This window comes from uncultured Thiohalocapsa sp. (assembly GCF_913063425.1).
GTDB lineage: Bacteria > Pseudomonadota > Gammaproteobacteria > Chromatiales > Chromatiaceae > Thiohalocapsa.
Window position 1 is genome coordinate 204,935 of the sequence record NZ_CAJXYK010000001.1, and the last position, 17,377, is coordinate 222,311.

Consider the following 17,377-nt stretch of genomic DNA (forward strand, 5'->3'; position numbering starts at 1 on the left):
TCAGGGCCCGGCTGCGGCATCGTACTGCGAGAGCTTGGACAGCGGATAGCGCGGCGAGCGTGCGCCGCACCCGGTGACATAGCAAAGCGCCTGCGGGTTGACGCCGAGCTGCGGTGTCGGCGACTGCCAGGCCCACTCCAGCAGGCTCGCGTCGCCCGAGAGGGCATAGGCCTGCAGCAACGGCAGTGTGGCGCGGGTGGACAGGGCGAAGCTGCCCCAGCCGGTGAAGGCGATGAAATGGTGCACCGGGGCGCGGTAGGGGTGCTGTGCCGCCATGCGCGCCCGCCAGCGGCCGGCCTCCAGCACCGCGCTGCGGGCCTGCTGCGCCAGATCCGTGTCCTTTGTGCCGTCCACCATCAGGTAGGCCCAGAAGGCCGCCATGGTCTGCCGTTCGTAGGAGACGGGGTTGGTGGGGTCGATCTCGACGCCGTCCGCCAACCGGGCGTAGGCGCGCCGGTAGCGATCCTCGCCGGTGGTGCGCAGCAGCTCGGCGGCGGCCCAGAGGCGGTTGTCTGTGGCCGACGCGTCCTGGTACTCGCCCGCGTGCATGCCCTCGGGGTTGCGGTAACGCTCGCCCTCGGGCGGCCACTGCGGGTGGGTCTCGATGAAGTCCCGGGCGGCCTCGGCCGCGGCGAGCACTGCGCGCGACCGGGCCGCGTCGTGCGGTGCCATGAGCCGGGCGTAGATGGCCGCGGCGGCGGCGAATGATGCCGTCGCATGGGTGGTGCGCACGCCGATGAGCCGCGGCGCGGTGAGCCGGTGCGGCAGGGACGTGTCCCAGCGCCGGCTTGCGAGGCGGAAGTGCACGCCGCCGTCGGTGTCCTGCATGCCGAGCAGCCAGCGCATGCCCCAGTCCAGCTCGTCGAGCACGTCCGGCACGCCGTTGCCGCTCTCGGGCAGGCCGAGGTCGCCGTCCGCGAAGCGCGCCGGGGCGAGGTCCAGCGCCGCGCCCACGTAGTACCACACGGGCGCGGCGTTGGGGACGTACTGCCCATAGTCGCCGGCGTCGAACCAGCCGCCGGTGACCCGCCGCGGGCCGCAGCCGCGGCTGCCGCAGCCGAGCCTGGAGGTCTGCACAGACGGGTGCAGCACGCCGTCCAGTGCCGCCGGCACGCCGCCCTCGGGCCGGGCATGGCCCGGGTCCGCATGCTGCGCGGTGATGGGCATGCCGTTGCGATTGTGGAAGAAGACCCGGAGCACCTTGCGGTACAGCGGTGCATAGACCTCCGGCGCGATGCGGAAGGGGTCCGAGACGCCAAGCCCCGGCATCCGGATGCGATAGCGCCCGGGTGCGCGCAGGTCCGAGAAGTCGAGCAGCAGCAGGCCGTTGCCGCTCCAGGGGTCGTGCTCGGCGATGGATTCGGCCCGGCCTGTGAGCACGGGGCGCCCGCTGTCCGCATCTACCACCTCGAAGCGGCTGGCGGCCACCGGCATGGGGCCCGCGCTGCCGAGCCAGTTGCCGGCGAAGGCGAGCTTGCGGGCGTGAGGCGCATAGCCCACCTGATTCGCCTGAATGCTGCCGGTGACCCGGTCCGCTCGCCAGCGCAGCGGGATGTCGGGCATGTCCCCGGGCAGCAGCAGCCGGTGGCCGGCCGCTGTGCCCAGCGGCGTGTCGAACAGCAGGTGCACCCGGGTGCCGACGATGGCCCGGGCCTCGGCATCGAAGCCGATGACCTGGCGGTCCCGGCCGATGCGGCTCGGCGCATCGCGGCTGCCGTCGGGGCGGAGCAGGCGGATGGCCGCTGCGGCGAGCTCGGCCGGCGCGTCCGCGGACGCCGTGAGCAGCAGTGTCACGGCCCGCTGGGAGGGGAGTGTCACGGCGCGGACGGGACCCTGCCCGGGCAGGCTCACCTGCATCACCGCGGCCTGCTCCACATCCAGGCCCAGCGGCGTCGTGACACCCAGCCGGGCGTCGGGGTCCGCGGCCGCCGGCGGCAGCGTCGCGCCCCATGTGGCGACCGCGACGAGCAGCGCGGGGCCGGGCCCGAGTCGGCGGCGGGGCGTGAGGCCCATGCTCAGCCGTCGTCGCTGCTGCCGACGGAGTTGCTGAGGATGATGCCGGTCTGGATCGCGGTGATGGTGGGCACGATCTGGTTCAGCATCTGTGCCCACTGCGACAGATAGGTGGGCGGCACGTAGACGATGTCGTTCGGCTCCAGCTGCACGTCTTGCGCACGTCCATTCAGAACGTCCCTGAAATTGACGACGATGAGCTGCGGGTTGCTCAGCGCACCACGCACGATGTGCACCCGGCTCAGGTCCGCCTCGCGTGTGAAGCCCTCGGCGAGCGCCAGGGAGCGGGACATGGGCATGGCCTCGCGGAAGGCGAACTGGGCGGGCTTGTTCACCTCGCCGACGATGTAGACTTCCTTCGACAGCCCAGAGGGGATGCTGATGTAGTCGCCGTCCTGGAGCTCGATGTCGAAGCGCAGGTCCCCCTGGCGGAAGAGCCGCGTGAAGTCCACCGGCAGCACCTGACCCTGCCGGGCGATGAAGGCGGTGGAGAGGTCCGCCACCTCCACGGAGCTGGAGCGGAACTGGCCCTTCTTGAAGCCGCCGGCGCGGGCCACGGCCTGGGTCAGGCTCACATCCGTCACCAGCGGGTAGACGCCGGGCTTAGTGACCTCGCCGTTGATGGTGTAGTTGAGGCTGTTCAGCTCCGTGACGATGACGGACACGCGCGGCGCGATGACAAAGCGCGCGAGGCGCTCGGTGATGGCGTCCGCGAGCGCATCCACGCTGCGGCCGGCGGCCTGCACATCGCCGATGAGCGGAAAGGAGATCCTGCCGTCCGGGCGGATGGGCACGCCGGTGACGCTCAAGTCCGGCTCGTCGTACACGGAAACGCTCAGGATATCGCCCTTGCCGAGCGTGGGGGCGACGCGGGTCTCCGCCTCCAGCCGGCGCAGCTCTGCGAGCTGTTCCTCGGTGGTGAGGCGGCGCGTCATCTGTTGCGGCGGCGCCTTGAATGCCTCCGGGCGCAGCATGGGCGGCGGCTGGTCCACATCCGGCGGCAGTACACGCTGCTGGGATGGTGCGCATGCGCTGACGGCGCAGGCCAGCAGGAGCAGACTCAATGCCCGCACAATGCAATCACTCTTGAACGGATTGACAATGGCCAATAACACCGTCTGTCGGGCTTTCGTGGCGTCTTGTTCCGCTACAATGCCAAGCACCGGCCCGGATCTGTGTCCTGGTCGCTGCGGCCTGTGACGAGCGGCTCCCAACAAGACCGCACATTTCGCAACAACACGCATTTGGCTGGAGGTATCGGATGAAGATATGCATGCAATCGCGGCGGCGCTCGCGGCTGCCGATGGCCGGCGCGGCGGCCCGTGCTGCGCTGGTGGCGCTGGCTCTGCTGCTGTGCGGGCCGGCCCCGGCGGCGACGGACAGCAGCCTGGAGGCGGTGCAGGAGCGCGGGGTCCTGCGCCACCTCGGCATCCCCTACGCCAACTTCGTCACCGGTGCCGGAGACGGCATGGACGTGGAGCTGATCCAGGGCTTCGCCGAATGGCTCGGCGTGGATTATGAATACGTTCAGACCGATTGGTCCAGCGCCATCGGGGATTTGACCGGCAAGGAGGTCAGGGCGGAAGGGGGCGAGGTCGAGATCATCGGCGAGGTGCCCATCAGGGGCGACGTCATCGCCAACGGCATGACCGTGATTCCGTGGCGCGAGAAGGTGGTCGCCTTCGCCGAGCCCACCTTCCCGACGCAGGTATGGCTCATGTCCCGCGCGGACTCGCCGGTATCTCCAATCCGCCCCACCAACAGCCTGGTGGAGGACATCGTGCAGACCAAGTCGGTGCTGGACGGCAAGACACTGCTCGGTAAGCTGGATACCTGCCTGGACCCATCCCTGTACGACATGGAGAAGACCGGCGCCGAGATCTCGCTGTTCGACGGCACGCTGAACGAGCTCGCCCCGGCGCTGCTCGCCAACGAGTCCGAGTTCACGCTGCTGGACGTGCCGGACGCCCTGGTGGCGCTGCAGAAGTGGCCGGGGCAGATCAAGGTCATCGGTCCGGTGAGCGAGCCCCAGGACATGGCACCGGCCTTTCGGCGTGACGACACGGCCCTGCGCGATGCCTTCAACACCTACCTGGCCGAGCTCAAGGCGGATGGGCGCTTCGATGCGCTGGCGCTGAAGTACTACCCGTTCGTGGCGGACTACTTCCCCGAGTTCATCGCCGCCGGCAACTGACGCCGGCCGGGCGGCGACTGCGTAAGCCGGCTGAGCTGCACGGACCCTGCGGACTATGACGCTGTTCATCGTTCGCGGGGCGCTGCGCATCGGACAATGTGCGCAGGTTCCGGGCGCATGCCGCCGGGCCCCGACGCCGGCGTCGCATCCCGCATCCGACCCGGGCGGAGCGCCGGCTGCACATCGCCAGGGTCCCCGCGCCTGTCGCCCGCACCCATAGCCCGCATCCGTCGTGCGCACCCGGCGCCCGCACTCCTCGCCAAGCCCAACACCGCGCCACCCGAAACAGCACAGCGAGCCGATGACCGACGCCACCGCGAATACGGCACAGCCGCGCCAGCTTGCCCTCTGGACCGTCCTCACCGCCCTGGCGCTGGTGGGCCTCATGGGCTATCTGCTGGTGGACAACTACCGCAACGCCATACGGCTTCAGGAGATCCTGGTGGACCGCATCCGCCAGGCGGCGGAGAGCCGCAGCACGGCCATCGAGTACTTCTTTGAAGAGAAGCTGAGCGATCTGGAAAACCTCGCCCGGGCGCGCGAGGTATCGGTCTATTTCGAGAATCTGGCGCTCGGCATGAGCGGGCGCTTCGGGCTCAACCAGAGCCTGATCCCCATCGAGCAGCTGTTCTCGGACCTGATGGACCGCAAGCGCGTCGCCGGGGAGCCCATCTACCAGCGCCTGGTGCTGGTGGACGACACCGGCACCGCGCTGGTGGACGCGCAGAGCGAGCGCTCGGACGGTGCGCCCGGCAAGCCCGACCTGCGCGCCTGCCTGCGGCCCAACGAGCGCGGCGGCCTGGTGCGCACGCTGGAGGCGGGGGCGGCGGTCGTGGTCTCCGTGCCGTATCGGTTCAAGGGCGAGTATGCCGGGCAGCTCGTGGCCTGGATCGACCCAGGGCTGCTGCACTCGGCCCTGCTGGACGCGGGCGGCTCCGGGCAGGCCCTTGCCTTCGCGCTGGTGGAGGGCGGCGATGCCGGTCGCCGGCTCGTGGGGGGCGAGGATTCCGCGCTCTGGCGTGAGGTGCTGGCCCACCTGGAGTCGGCCCCGGGTGCAGCCATCCCGGATCTGTCCGAGCCGTTGCGCCTGACGCTGCCGGAGTCCGGCCTGTCGGTGTTCGTTTCTGCCGTGCCCGTGGCCGGCACCCCGTTCCAGCTCATCGAGCTGAACCGGGTGGATGCCGTCGCCAGCGGTCTCAACCCCTGGGTGCAGGTGTCGGCCATTGCCGTGCTGGCGGCGCTGGTGCTGGCCGGTGTGGCCATCGTCTTCCGCGCCAATCTCGGCGCCGCGGCGCTGCAGGCGCGGCTCACGGAGGCGGCCCTGCGCGAGCGCCAGATCGAGGCCAAGAACGCTGCCCTGAATCGCGAGGTGGCGGAGCGCCGCCGCGCTGAAGAGGCCCTGCGGCGCAGCGAGCGCGAGTTCCGCGCCATCGCCAACTATACCTACGACTGGGAGGACTGGACCGACCCGGACGGCAAGCTGCTGTGGGTGAATCCGGCGGTGCAGCGGGTCAGTGGCTATACCGTCGAGCAGTGTCTCGCCATGCCGGACTACCCGCTGCCCATGGTGCATCCGGACGACCGGGATGCCTTCCGCGCGCAGGTGCAGCGCCTGCTCGATGCCGACGGCGGCGAGCACGAGTTCCGGCTCCTGCACCGCGACGGCAGCCTGTCCTGGGCGGTCATCTCCGGTCAGCCCATCTTCGACGCGGACGGCACCAACATGGGCCTGCGCTGCAGCATCCGCGACATCACCGAGCGGCGCGAGGCCGCCGATGCCATGCGCCGCGCCAAGGAGGCGGCGGAGGCGGCGAGCCAGGCCAAGAGCGATTTCCTGGCCAACATGAGCCACGAGATCCGCACGCCCATGGTGGGCGTCATCGGCATGACCGGGCTGCTGCGTGACAGCGACCTCAATGCCATGCAGCGCGACTATGTCGAGACCATCCACAACTCCGGCGAGGCGCTGCTGGACGTCATCAACGACATCCTGGACTTCTCCAAGATCGAGGCCAAGCGCATGGAGCTGGAGGTCACCGGCTTCGACCTGCGCGCCACCGTCGAAGAAGTCGCGGACATGCTCGCGCTCAAGGCCTTCGAGAAGGGGCTCCAGTTCAACTGCCTGCTGCCGGAGGGTATACCGGTGCGCCTGCGCGGCGACGCAGGCCGGCTGCGCCAGGTGCTGGTGAATCTCACCGGCAACGCCATCAAGTTCACCGAGCACGGCGAGGTGTCGGTGGGCGTGCAGCGTTTGGATGCGGGTGAGGACGACAGCCACTGCCTGCTGCGCTTCGAGGTGGCGGACACCGGCATCGGCATCGACGAGGCGCGCCAGGCGAAGCTGTTCCAATCCTTCTACCAGGTGGACGCCACCACCACGCGCCGCTTCGGCGGCACCGGCCTCGGGCTCGCCATCTCCAAGCAGCTGGTGGAGCTCATGGGCGGGCGCATCGGCTGCGACAGCACGTCCGGGCGTGGCTCGGTGTTCTGGTGCGAGATCCCCTTCCTGCTGGACCCGCGGGCGCAGGCGGCCGTGTCGGCTCCGGACGACGTGCTGATGGGCAAGCGCGTGCTCATCGTGGACGACAACGCCACCGACCTGCGCGTGCTGTACGAATACCTCACGGCCTTCGGCTGCGTCATCGATCAGGCCAGCTCGGCGGACGAGGCCAAGCAGCGTCTGGGCGCCGCCAGCGACGCCAGCCGGGCCTACGACATCGTCGTGCTCGACATGATGATGCCGGTGGTGGACGGTCTCACCCTGGGCCGCGAGATCCGCCGCAGCGGCGAGTACGGCGAGCCAAAGCTGGTGATGCTCTCGTCCCGGGATCAGCGCGGCGACGGTCGGGCCCTGGAGCAGGCGGGCTTCGACGCCTTCTTCACCAAGCCCGTGAAGCGCAACGTCCTGCACCGGCTCCTGGTGCGCCTGTTCGAGCGCCCGGGCGAGCTGGCGGCCGCCGCCGCCAGCCCGGCGGAAGCACCGGAGACCGGCCTGCCGCTGCGCGTGCTGGTGGCCGAGGACAATCCCACCAACCAGAAGGTGGCGCTGTCCATGCTGAAGCGGCTCGGCTACCGCGCGGACGCCGTCGCCAACGGCCGCGAGGCGCTCAAGGCGCTGCAGCTCATCCCCTACGACCTGGTGCTCATGGACGTGCAGATGCCCGACATGGACGGACTGGAGGCCACCCGCCGCTTCCGTGCCCTGGAGGTGGGCACCGGCCGCCGGCTGCCCATCATCGCCATGACCGCGCATGCCTCCACCGCCGACCGGGACCGCTGCATCGAGGCCGGCATGGACGACTTCGTCACCAAGCCGGTGCAGCGCGACACCCTGGGCCGGACCCTCGCGGCCTTCCTGCTGGCGGATGATCCGCAGCAAACCAGCGCCGCCGGTGCTGAAAGGTCTGCCCCGGCTGCCCGGTCCGCGGGCGATCCCCCGGGGGCGCCTGCCGCGGACGCACCGCCGCCCGCGGCCCCGCCCGAGCCGCCGCAGGAGCCTGCATTCGCAGCGCCCGCGCCATTCGCCCCAGCCGAGACGGCGACGCTGCCGGATGCAGCCGCCGAGGGTCGGTTCAGCATCGCGGCCATGGTCGAGCGCCTCGATAACGATGAGGAGATCGCCCGCGAGATCGCCGGCATCTTCGTCGAGAGCTCCAGGGGTCTCTACGCGGAGCTGGCGGACGCCATCCCCGCGGGCGATGCCGAAGCGGTGCGTACCCGGGCCCACTCAATCAAGGGCTCTGCCGGCAATATCGGCGCCGAGGCGCTGCAGCAGCTCGCGGCCGACATGGAGAGAGCAGGTCGCGACGGTCGCCTGGATGAGGCCGAGCGCCTGTTGCCCCGGCTCGCTGCCGACCTGGACGCAGTCAACGTCACCCTGGATGAGTGGTGTGCGGGCGCGGCGCAGGCCGGCTGAGGCCTGCGCTTGCCCCGGTCGGACACCGCTCCGGCCGCGACCGCCCGCACCAGACCGCGCCTCCGTGCTGCACCTGATCGCGGCGTTCCCCTCTCCGCCCGAGCCCTCGCGCACCGCCCCGGAAAACCTGACGCCACACCTGACGCCGGCGGGCACTTGCTGTCGGCGCACTGAAGTGCGCCTGCCCCGGGGAAACACTGTGTGTGTAAATCGGGTCTGCCCCGATCTACAGTAAAGAGGCTCCGTGTTGGACTAGCCCGTGTCATGGGCACCGCGTCGCTCACGCAAGGCGTGCTCGGCGCAGCCGCCGGCGACCGCGGCAGTGAGGCCCTGTTTCACCGACCCGACGGAGTGTTCAAAGCCATGTGGTCAGCAACGACGCGGCAGCACGTCCCGGCAATGCTTGCCTTCAGTGTCGCCTGTCTCGCCGCACCTGGCGTGGGGGCGCAGACCGGGGTCCTGGTCAACGCCGACCTGATGCCGCCGCCACCGGTCATTGGGAGCCAGGCATTCGATCCCACACCGGTACCGGACGGGCCCGCGGGGCGCTTCTATTTCCTGGCCCAGGTCTGCAATAACGACAACCAGGGCTCCGGTGCCCAGGGGGCCGGCCTGGAATCGCGCACCGAGTCTCTGACCGGCGGCAACGTGCTGCTGAACAGGATCCCGGGCGCGGTGGACGGTGACCCGGCGGGCGCGGGCTCCATCCTCGACTTCCCCGCCGACGGGGGCTACGCGGACCTCTCCCTTGGCGCAGGCGAATGCGTGCTGGTTCCGTATCTGATCGGACTCAGCTCCACCGCACCCTTCTCCTTCTATGTCGATTTCTGGCGGGACCCCCTGGGCCAGGCCCTGGTGCCGGTCACTGACGCGCCGAACGAGGGTGTCGTGAGCGTCTGCAACGGCACCGCGGGCATCGACATCTACCGCGGCAACCCCGACCGCCCGGACATCTATTACCTCGCCACGCGCCCGATCGAAAACGCCACGGTGCGTATCGAGCAGGGCGGATTGGATCCGGCACCCATTGGTTTTTGGTTTGGTAATTCGCTGCCGATCGGGTGCGGCACCGTGAACGAGCGCTTGGCGCTGCCGGTCTACGACAACGCTGCGCTGCCCGACGCCGTCACGGTGTCCTATGACTGTGACTGCCCTTAAGGCCGCTTCCGGCAGTCCCCCAGCCTTTGTAACCGCACCGTCCAGGTCTGTGCGTCCCGCGCGACACCGTCGCTTTCGATATTACCAGGAAATACCGTCTGTGTTGATCGGGTCGGCCCCGATCAACAGCACCGCCTTGGCATGTTGCACTGCGTATTAAGATAGCCAGCCTGGGCGGCTGCGCAGGCCAAGCGGCAGCCATGACCTGCGCGAGGGTGCGCGACGGCTCGGCTTGATTCGGCATTTCAATTTTGTCGTTCATACGGAGATCATCACGCCATGTGTCCAGTCTCAGTGGATTCGCGAATCAGCCGGGCCGTGCTTCTGGCCGTGGCTGGTGTCAGCGCACCAGCAGCATTCGGGCAAACCGGCGAGCTCGTCAACAACCAGCTCATGCCGCCGCTGCCCACGGTGGAAGACCAGTTCTACGATCCGAGGCCCAATGCGAGTGCGGGCTTTCCCGCAGGGCGTTTCTTTTTTACAGCAGTGGTGTGCAACGGGCCTAATAACGTTGCCGTCCCACAGGGTGTCGGTCTGGAATCCCGTACCGCAGACATCACCGGCGGTAACATCGTGCTCAACCGTCGTCCCGGCGGCGCGCCTGGAGATCCGGCTGGGGTGGGCTCCATTGTCGATTTTCCGGCTGATGGTCAGTACCTCGACCTGGCGCTGGCAGTTGGTGAGTGTGTCGATGTCGACTTCGTGATTGGTCTGGCCACGGTCAACAACTTCTACTTCTTCGTCGACTTCTGGCGCGACCCGGTTGGGCAGGCCACGGTGCCTGTCACCTTCCTGCCGGAACAGGGGGAAGTGGACGTCTGCGGTGGCGCTGCTGACATCGACGCTCACAACGCACCCTTCCCCGCGACTGCCAATAACTACGACATCGAGGTGGAGCCGTCGGTGAGAATCACGGCCGTTGAGCCCGTACCCGCCTCATACAATCCCCTGCCGTCGTTCCTCGCATGCGGCGATACCTTGCGTGTCGTGTACGAGACCGACCCGCTGCCCGACGAGCTGACCGTCCACTACGACTGCACCTGCCCGTAATCCGGGCGGCGGGACCAGGCGTATTGCGACCCTGTTGCGCCTGCGGCCGGGCTCGCCCTGAGCGTCCGGCACAGGCACCGGAATTCCTGTGAATCTCTGTTTGAGAGGATGTCACCCATGACCAAGAGCCATGCCACCGACGCAACGCCGTCAGCCGACGGCGCCGTGACGCTGCCCGGAGCCAAATTGGCCTTCGAGGAGCCTCGCCTTACCTTCGCCGAGCCGCAACTGGTGCCGCGCGGCGACCTCCGCGACGTCACTGCCGGCGCCTTCGGGAGCTTCAGCAACGTCGACCAGTTCCCGCCGCCCCCGGGTCCGCTGTAAAGCCCATGCGTTCAAACGACCGGACGGGCGAGGTCGCACCACGGGAAACGCGGCCGGCGCTCACGGCGGGCCGGGCGGTCAAGCTCGTCGTCGAGCTGACGGACCGCTGCAACCTGCGCTGCGGTCACTGCCCGTCCGGTCGGCACGGCGGCCGTGCGGAACTGCCGCTCGGTCTCCTGGAGCGGCTGGTGCCGCAGGCCCGAGCCAACGGCATCGGCCATCTCTCGTTCACGGGAGGAGAGCCGACGCTGCACAGTCGCTTTGCCGACATCGTCGGGCTCACCGCCGGCGCTGGGCTCGATTGGTCCATGGTCACCAACGGCTGGTCGCTGCCCAAGCACCTGGAGACACTCCAGCGCCATCGCGCGCGGCTCGGCATGATCACCTTCAGCCTGGACGGCGCACGGGAGGCCACGCACGACGCCCTGCGGGGGCGCGGCTCCTATCGGCGGGTGCTGCAGGCGGCCAGTGCTTGTGTGCTTCGGGGCCTGCCCTTCAGCTTCAACATGACCCTGACCCGCCACAATCGCGGCGAGATCGAGGCGGCCGTGGCGCTGGCAAAAGGCTTGGGCGCGCTCGGCCTGCGCTTCGGCCACCTGATGAGCGACCCGAACCCGGCATCGCGCGACCTGGAAATGGGGCCGGAGGCGCGTAAGGCGCTGGACGCGGAGCTGCACGCACTGCAGGCCGCCAGCGACTTTCCCGTGGGCTTCACGCCCGGGGGCTGGCGCGAAGCCCTGTTTCCCTGTGCGCCGCTGCAGGATCTGGAGCTCAACCTGGACTGGCAGGGCCGGCTCGGGCTCTGTTGCCACCTGTCGGGCTTTCAGGGCGCGGATGCGGCCACCGTGGCGGACCTGCACAGCATGGACCTTGCCGAGGCCCTGGCGGCGCTCGCGGCACGGCGCCAGGCCTTCAAAGCGCAGAAGCGCGCCCACGCCGCCGACGGCGACTGGCGCGATGACGATCACTTTCCCTGCTGGTACTGCGCCAAGCACGTGGGTGCCGTGGACTGGATCCGGGCGCAACCGGACCATCCCTGGTTCGCAGCGCTCACCGGTGCTGCGGAGCCCCACGCCCCCCGGGCCTTTGTGGGCGCGGCACAGGCAGTGGGGACTTGCCTGCCGGAGTCGAACGGATGAAGCCATCAACACGTTCAGCCCAGGGGCGAACGGCGGACATACCGCCGGTGCTCTCGGACCGGGCGCCGACGCGGCGGCGCTGCCCCGCCGCGCTGCGCCGTCTGCTGCCGGCGGCCTGCGCCATGCTGCTGGCGCCGCTGCCCCTGTGGGCCGGCACCGCGCCCGAGGCGGCCGGGGCCTGGGAGCTCGACTCAGAGAGCGCCGGGCAAAGCGCCGTCATGGAGGCATTGGCACAGGATCTCGCGCCCCTGCTGGCGGCAGCCGAGTATCGCCGGGACCCGGAGCAGCCGGACGCGCCCGCGCATGCCCTTACGTCGGTGCGGCGCATCGCTTCGGTGCTGCGCAGCCATGCGGGGCTCGCCTACGTCCTGCTCACCGAGCGGTCGGATGACCCGGCGCAGGTGCGCATCCGTCGCATCCATGTGGTGGCAGGGCCTGCTGCTGCCAATGGCGGTGACGCACCCCGGGCGCAGGGGACCCCGGCCAACCCGGGGAAGGCGGCTATTGTGCTGGACCTCCGCCGTGCGCCCACCCGGGATGACGCCATGGCCCTCGGCTCGCAGCTCGCGCGCCTGGTGCCGCCGGGGGCAGGCTTCGCGCCGGTGAGTCTGGACGAGGTGGTCGGGGCGCTCGGTACGCCGGGCCAGGTCGCCTTCGTGGTGCTGGCGGAACCTGACGGAGACGCCGCCGTCACGAGCGCTGCGGTCTTCGTGGTCCCCGACGTGCTGCACATCAGCATCCGCGATGACGGGCGAGCGGCCAAGACAGCCTTGCCGCAGACCGAGGAGCCGGCAGCGGCCGCCCCGAGCGGCGATACCGCGGCCGCCCCGCAGACCGCGGACGAGCCGGGCGCTGCGTCCGCGTCCGGAGAGGACGAGCCGGAAGTACAGCTGGTCCCGTCCGCGGACGGCGGCCCCCCGCTGGTGAAGTTCCGGTTCGACCCGCGCAAGTACGACATCACACAGCCGGAATGACCGCGCTCGCCGCAGCCACCCGCGCTGGGCCGGCTCGGTCGGCGGAGGCGTCCTGGTCGGGGGCGGTGGCGGGTGTGCCCCTGCGCATCGACGCGCTCTCGGCTGCGCTGGCCCGGCAGGTCACGGCCTGGCTGGAGGGCGCTCTGCTCCTGTCACCGGCGCCCGTGGGAGGCGCGCCTGCCCTTTGTGTGCGCATCGCTGCGCTGGCGCCGCGGGATGAGCCGACGGCGCCGCCCCCGGCGGCCAACGGCCTCATTTTCGTCCGGCCGCAGGCACTGCCCGACGGTCTTGTGGGCCTGGACCTGCCGCACGCCCGCTGCCGCATCGACCCGGCCACCGGCGCCGCCGAGCTCGCCCTCGCCGAGACCTGGTGGCGGGCGCCGCTCAAGCTCCAGCAGGAGGCCTGGCTGCTCACGCTGGCGTGGCTCCTGCGCCCGCGGGGGCGTTATGCGCTGCATGCGAGCGCCGTGGTCCGCGCGGGCCGCGGGCTGGTGCTGGCCGGTGAGTCCGGCAGCGGCAAGAGCAGCGCCGCGCTCAGCCTGATCCAGCACGGCTGGGGCTGGCTTGCGGACGACCTGATCCTGCTGCACGACGAGGCTGCGCCGCGCCTCAGCGGGCTCGCGCGGGGCTTTGCCTTCGATCCGGTGCTCGGCGAGCGGCTGTCCTGGGCCGTGGCGAAACCCGCAGCCGGCAAGGCCTTTGCCGACCCGGAGGCACTGCTGCCGGGGCGCCGGGTGGACAGCTGCCGGCCCGCGGCGCTGCTGTTCCCCCGCGTCGTCGCCGGCGCCAGCCGACTCGCGCGCCTGTCGCCGGCGGCGGCATTGGTGGCGCTGCTGCCGGCGAGCGGGGGCGTGGTCGCGGCGGGCGGCGGGGCGCACGCGCGTGCCCAGATGGCCGCGCTGGGCGCCTTGGTCCGCACGGCGCCGGCCTACCGGCTGGATGCGGGGCCTGACATCTTCGGCGAGGGCGCCGCGCTGGAGTCGTTGCTCGCGGCCCATGGCCTGCGCTTCGATGGGGACACCGCCGAGGCCGGATAACGGAAGGTGGGCACATAGTGCGCGACCCCCTCCGGCTCGAACAGGGCGCGCCCGTCGAGCTCCAGCCAGGCGTGGCCCGTGACCTGCTCCTCCGGGCTCAGGGGCCGGTCATTGCGCACGCCGAGACAGAACACCACCGGCAGTCCGGCCCGGCGCAGGCGCGGGAACAGCACCAGCGAGCGGCGCAGACAGGGGTTGTGCGTGCGCAGGCTCCGGAGCCAGAAATCCGCATAACGGGCCAGACGGGTCGCGCGTGCCAATGCGGCGGGGCTTGGCACCATGTGGTCTGTTGGTGCGGTGGGCGCCCCGGCGCGGTCCAGCAGCGCCGGGAGCGGATGCCGCGCGAGCCGGCGACCCATGGTGGCGAGCGCCAATCCCATCGCCAGAAACGTGGCGACGTCCCCTGGCCCGGTGAAGTGACGGAGCCGCCTGCCCAGGCGTGCCAGAGGCCCTGCATGCGGCGTCGGCCGTTGCGTGCCCTGCCGCCGCTGTGTGATCAGCCGATGCATGGTCGAAATGGGAGTGGATGGCGCCATCGGGGCACGACGGCCGGGGGTGGCGGACACAGGTGCGGGCGACAGCGGTCGACGGGCTCCGATGGCTGTGTCCGGATGCGCGCAGCTCAGGCTTGGGCATCCTCCACCGGTCCGGCCAGCGCCGCGGCGGTGAGCGCCTCCGCCATGCGCAGCACCGAGGCCTCGGCGTGCTCCTGGGACACCTCGAAACGGGCCGTCAATGCCGACACCGCATCGGCAAGCGGCCCCTGTGCCTGGCAGGTGTGCCAAACCGGGATGCCGCTGGCGTTGAGGCTGAAATACTGGTGGGTCGCGAGGTTCAACAGCACGGCCTCGGGTCGGCCGTCCTCGTCCGTGAGCTCGGTGACCAGGACGTCGGGATTGGCCTTGAGCCGTGTCTGGAGGGTCAGTGCCATTGGCGAAACACCTTGTTGGTTCGTTGCCGTTACCCGATTGTTTCCGGCGTGCTCCAGTCGCCGCAACGGTGGGGTTACGGGCCGTTGCTGTGTCCAGGCGAACGGTCGGGTATGCGCCCTGTGGCGGCGACCGGGCGGGGTCCCGGGGGCTTCAGCGGGGCGCGGCGGTGAGTGCCGGTGCGACGCTCGTCTGTCGTGAACGGTATTGACGACGCAGTGGTGATCCGCCGCGCCGGGCCCGGCGATGCAGCGGCGCTCGCGCCGATGCTCGCCGCCGAGGCGGCCTTGCAGGAGCGCTTGGGTGGCTATCCGCTCGCATCGGGGGTCGACTGGAGCGCCTGGGCCAGCGCGCAGCTGCGCACGCCCGGCCAGCGCATCTATGTCGCGGAGCAGGACGGCGCCATCCTGGGCTATGTCCAGGGACGCCTGCGCGCGCCGCCTGCAGCAGGCGCACGGGTCCGGGGTGTGCGCGCACGTGTCCGGCTGGGGCTTGTGCTGCGGCGTGCGCTTCGGCGCCTCGTGCGGCGTCGGCGTGGCCTGTGCTCCCCCGCCGACTTTGCGGGCTACGCCGTCATCGACAGCCTTTACGTTCTGGAGTCGCAGCGCCGTCGCGGCCTGGCGCGCCGGTTGCTTGAGACGCTGCGGACAGACCTCGCAGCCCTCGGCGCGCAGCGGCTGGAGATCAGCGTGATGGTGGCCAATGCTGCCGCCATGGCCTTCTGGCAGCGCCAGGGCTTTGCACCCCACCGCGCGCACATGCAGGCGTGCATCGACGCTGACGCAGACCCCGGGGGCTAGCCGTTCCCAACCGCGGCGCGCCGCACGCTGACGATCTCGGCCCCAGTTTTTTGCCACCGCCGACCTCTCCGCTGTCGGCGCCCCCCGGGCCACCCGGGCGCTGGGCACGTCCCTTCAGCACTGCTTTCCGCAGGGTTTTGTGCGCGCGCTTTTGCCCGGGCGGCTGTGCTATGTTCCGTCCAAATAGGTGCTGAGCCGGTTGTGTCGGACACCGCGTCGCTCACCGCGATGTCCCCATACCAACCGCGCACAGTGCCAGTGTTGCGGTCATGCAGTCGGACTTTGACGGTGGTTGTACGTAGTACCGGGCAGACTCCGGCGGCAGCTGTGCCGCCAGTCCAAGGTTTCCGGCTCCGCAAGGGGCTCGATGTTCCGCTCAGTGGTGCCCCCGCGCCCGTCACGGATGCGGCGGCCGTGGAGCCGGCGCAGCCGGTGGGCCACGTCGCCTACGTGGGCCTCGACGTGCGCGGCCCCAAACGGCTGCCGACATTGGAAGTGGAGGAGGGCGACCGGGTGCGGCTCGGCCAGCCGCTCACCCGCCGCAAGGCCTACCGCCAGGTGGTGGGCACGGCGCCCGGCAGCGGCGTTGTGGAGGCCATCCACCGCGGCCCGCGGCGGGTGCTGGAGACCATCGTCATCCGCCTGGACGACCCGGAGCACGACCCGGACGGGGCCGACCAGGAAACCTTCAACGCCTACGGCGCCGATGAGCTGGACGGCCTGAGCCGCGATCAGGTCATCGAGAACCTCACCGCGTCGGGTGCCTGGCTCGCGCTGCGCACCCGTCCCTTCAGCATGATCGCCGACCCTGGGCGGGAGCCGGACGCGCTCTTCGTCACGGCCATGGACACGCAGCCGCTGGCGCCCGACCCAACGCCCTTCATCGGCACTGCCGCCGCGGCCTTCGGCGACGGCCTGCGGGTGCTCGCCAAGCTGACGGACGGCCCGGTGCATGTCTGCACGCGCCCCAATGCCGGGGTCGATCTGCCCGCGGTGGCGAACCTGCACCTTGCGGCGTTCGCCGGGCCGCACCCCGCCGGCCTGCCCGGTACGCATATCCATTTTCTGCGCCCGGCGAGCCTCGCGCACCAGGTATGGCACATCGGCTGGCAGGACGTCATCGCCGTGGGCCGGCTGTTCCGCACCGGTCGCCTCGACCCGACGCGGATCATCTCCCTTGCCGGTCCCATGGTGGCCAACCCTCGGGTGCTGCGTACCCGTGCCGGCGCCAGCACCAATGACCTGATCCGCGGCGAGCTCAAGGGCACGCACGAGGCCCGCGTGATCTCGGGCTCGGCCCTCAGCGGTCGCCAGGCCGTGGGCACCAGCGCCTACCTGGGGCGCTTCCACAACCAGGTGACGGTGCTGCCGGAGGACCGCGAGCGGGCGCTGCTGGGCTGGATCATGCCCGGGCGCGGGCGCTACTCCGCGCTCAACCTGTTCTGGTCGCGCCGCGGCGACGGTGACCTGGACCTCGGCACCTCCCTGCACGGCAGCCCGCGCGCCATGGTGCCCGTGGGTGCCTACGAGCGGGTCATGCCGCTGGATCTGCTGCCCACCCAGCTGCTGCGGGCGCTGCTGGTGAACGACATCGAGACCGCCGAGGCCCTGGGCGCCCTGGAGCTGGATGAAGAGGACCTGGCGCTGCTGAGCTTCGTCGACTGCGGCAAGCACGACTACGGCCCGGCGCTGCGCCGCAACCTGGAGCAGATCCGGCACGAGCACGAGTGACCCGGCGCTCCGCCCGCTGCCGGAGTGCCTGTGCCCCCCTTTGGCCCCCCTTTGGCCCCCTGTTTGGCCCTTCGCCCCCTTTGCACTGAACTGAAACACAGCGGTTTCTGAC

Annotated in this window: 14 protein-coding genes; 10 read left to right on the top strand and 4 right to left on the bottom strand. The window is 70.4% G+C overall.

Translation table 11 applies throughout. From position 1 onward, the window contains the following. On the bottom strand, positions 1 to 2,013 hold the full coding sequence (locus QZ607_RS00815) for a glycoside hydrolase family 9 protein (protein ID WP_295878526.1): 2,013 nt from the start codon (positions 2,011 to 2,013) through the stop codon (positions 1 to 3). A 2-nt stretch (positions 2,014 to 2,015) separates the two neighbouring features. Further along, positions 2,016 to 3,077 (bottom strand): polysaccharide biosynthesis/export family protein, encoded by a 1,062-nt coding sequence (locus QZ607_RS00820; RefSeq protein ID WP_295878528.1) that lies wholly within the window; start codon positions 3,075 to 3,077, stop codon positions 2,016 to 2,018. A 197-nt stretch (positions 3,078 to 3,274) separates the two neighbouring features. On the opposite strand from QZ607_RS00820, the gene QZ607_RS00825 reads away from it, so the two are divergent. From QZ607_RS00825 to QZ607_RS00860, 8 genes are all read left to right on the top strand, one after another. Further along, a complete protein-coding gene (locus tag QZ607_RS00825; RefSeq protein WP_295878529.1) occupies positions 3,275 to 4,207 on the top strand; it encodes a transporter substrate-binding domain-containing protein in 933 nt (310 codons plus the stop codon). Positions 4,208 to 4,508: 301 nt separating this feature from the next. Continuing rightward, entirely contained in the window at positions 4,509 to 8,123 is a 3,615-nt protein-coding gene (locus QZ607_RS00830; protein WP_295878531.1) for a response regulator, read from the top strand. Positions 8,124 to 8,387: 264 nt separating this feature from the next. Further along, positions 8,388 to 9,281 carry a hypothetical protein gene (locus QZ607_RS00835; protein ID WP_295878534.1) on the top strand — a complete coding sequence of 298 codons (894 nt, stop codon included), beginning with the start codon at positions 8,388 to 8,390 and terminating at the stop codon, positions 9,279 to 9,281. A 318-nt stretch (positions 9,282 to 9,599) separates the two neighbouring features. Next, positions 9,600 to 10,331, top strand: coding sequence for a hypothetical protein (locus tag QZ607_RS00840; RefSeq protein WP_295878537.1), 732 nt, complete (start codon positions 9,600 to 9,602; stop codon positions 10,329 to 10,331). Positions 10,332 to 10,448: 117 nt separating this feature from the next. Further along, positions 10,449 to 10,655 (top strand): hypothetical protein, encoded by a 207-nt coding sequence (locus QZ607_RS00845; protein ID WP_295878539.1) that lies wholly within the window; start codon positions 10,449 to 10,451, stop codon positions 10,653 to 10,655. Positions 10,656 to 10,660: 5 nt separating this feature from the next. Next, a complete protein-coding gene (locus tag QZ607_RS00850) occupies positions 10,661 to 11,794 on the top strand; it encodes a radical SAM protein (RefSeq protein WP_295878541.1) in 1,134 nt (377 codons plus the stop codon). Then, positions 11,791 to 12,768 (top strand): hypothetical protein, encoded by a 978-nt coding sequence (locus QZ607_RS00855; RefSeq protein WP_295878542.1) that lies wholly within the window; start codon positions 11,791 to 11,793, stop codon positions 12,766 to 12,768. The genes QZ607_RS00850 and QZ607_RS00855 overlap by 4 nt, the downstream gene beginning before the upstream one ends. Before the next feature lie 74 nt (positions 12,769 to 12,842). After that, positions 12,843 to 13,805: a hypothetical protein gene (locus QZ607_RS00860; protein ID WP_295878544.1), complete on the top strand. Its 963-nt coding sequence runs from the start codon at positions 12,843 to 12,845 to the stop codon at positions 13,803 to 13,805. Here QZ607_RS00860 and QZ607_RS00865 read toward each other — a convergent pair. Beyond that, positions 13,697 to 14,314 (bottom strand): lasso peptide biosynthesis B2 protein, encoded by a 618-nt coding sequence (locus QZ607_RS00865; protein WP_295878547.1) that lies wholly within the window; start codon positions 14,312 to 14,314, stop codon positions 13,697 to 13,699. The two genes, QZ607_RS00860 and QZ607_RS00865, sit on opposite strands and share 109 nt — an antisense overlap. A 113-nt stretch (positions 14,315 to 14,427) precedes the next feature. Beyond that, the gene (locus QZ607_RS00870) at positions 14,428 to 14,736 is read right to left on the bottom strand and encodes a PqqD family protein (protein WP_295878550.1); all 309 of its coding nucleotides are present in this window, start codon (positions 14,734 to 14,736) and stop codon (positions 14,428 to 14,430) included. 195 nt (positions 14,737 to 14,931) lie between these two features. On the opposite strand from QZ607_RS00870, the gene QZ607_RS00875 reads away from it, so the two are divergent. Then, positions 14,932 to 15,534 carry a GNAT family N-acetyltransferase gene (locus QZ607_RS00875; protein WP_295878551.1) on the top strand — a complete coding sequence of 201 codons (603 nt, stop codon included), beginning with the start codon at positions 14,932 to 14,934 and terminating at the stop codon, positions 15,532 to 15,534. Between the two features lie 327 nt (positions 15,535 to 15,861). Then, positions 15,862 to 17,265: a Na(+)-translocating NADH-quinone reductase subunit A gene (locus QZ607_RS00880; RefSeq protein ID WP_295878553.1), complete on the top strand. Its 1,404-nt coding sequence runs from the start codon at positions 15,862 to 15,864 to the stop codon at positions 17,263 to 17,265. Positions 17,266 to 17,377: the final 112 nt, after the last annotated feature.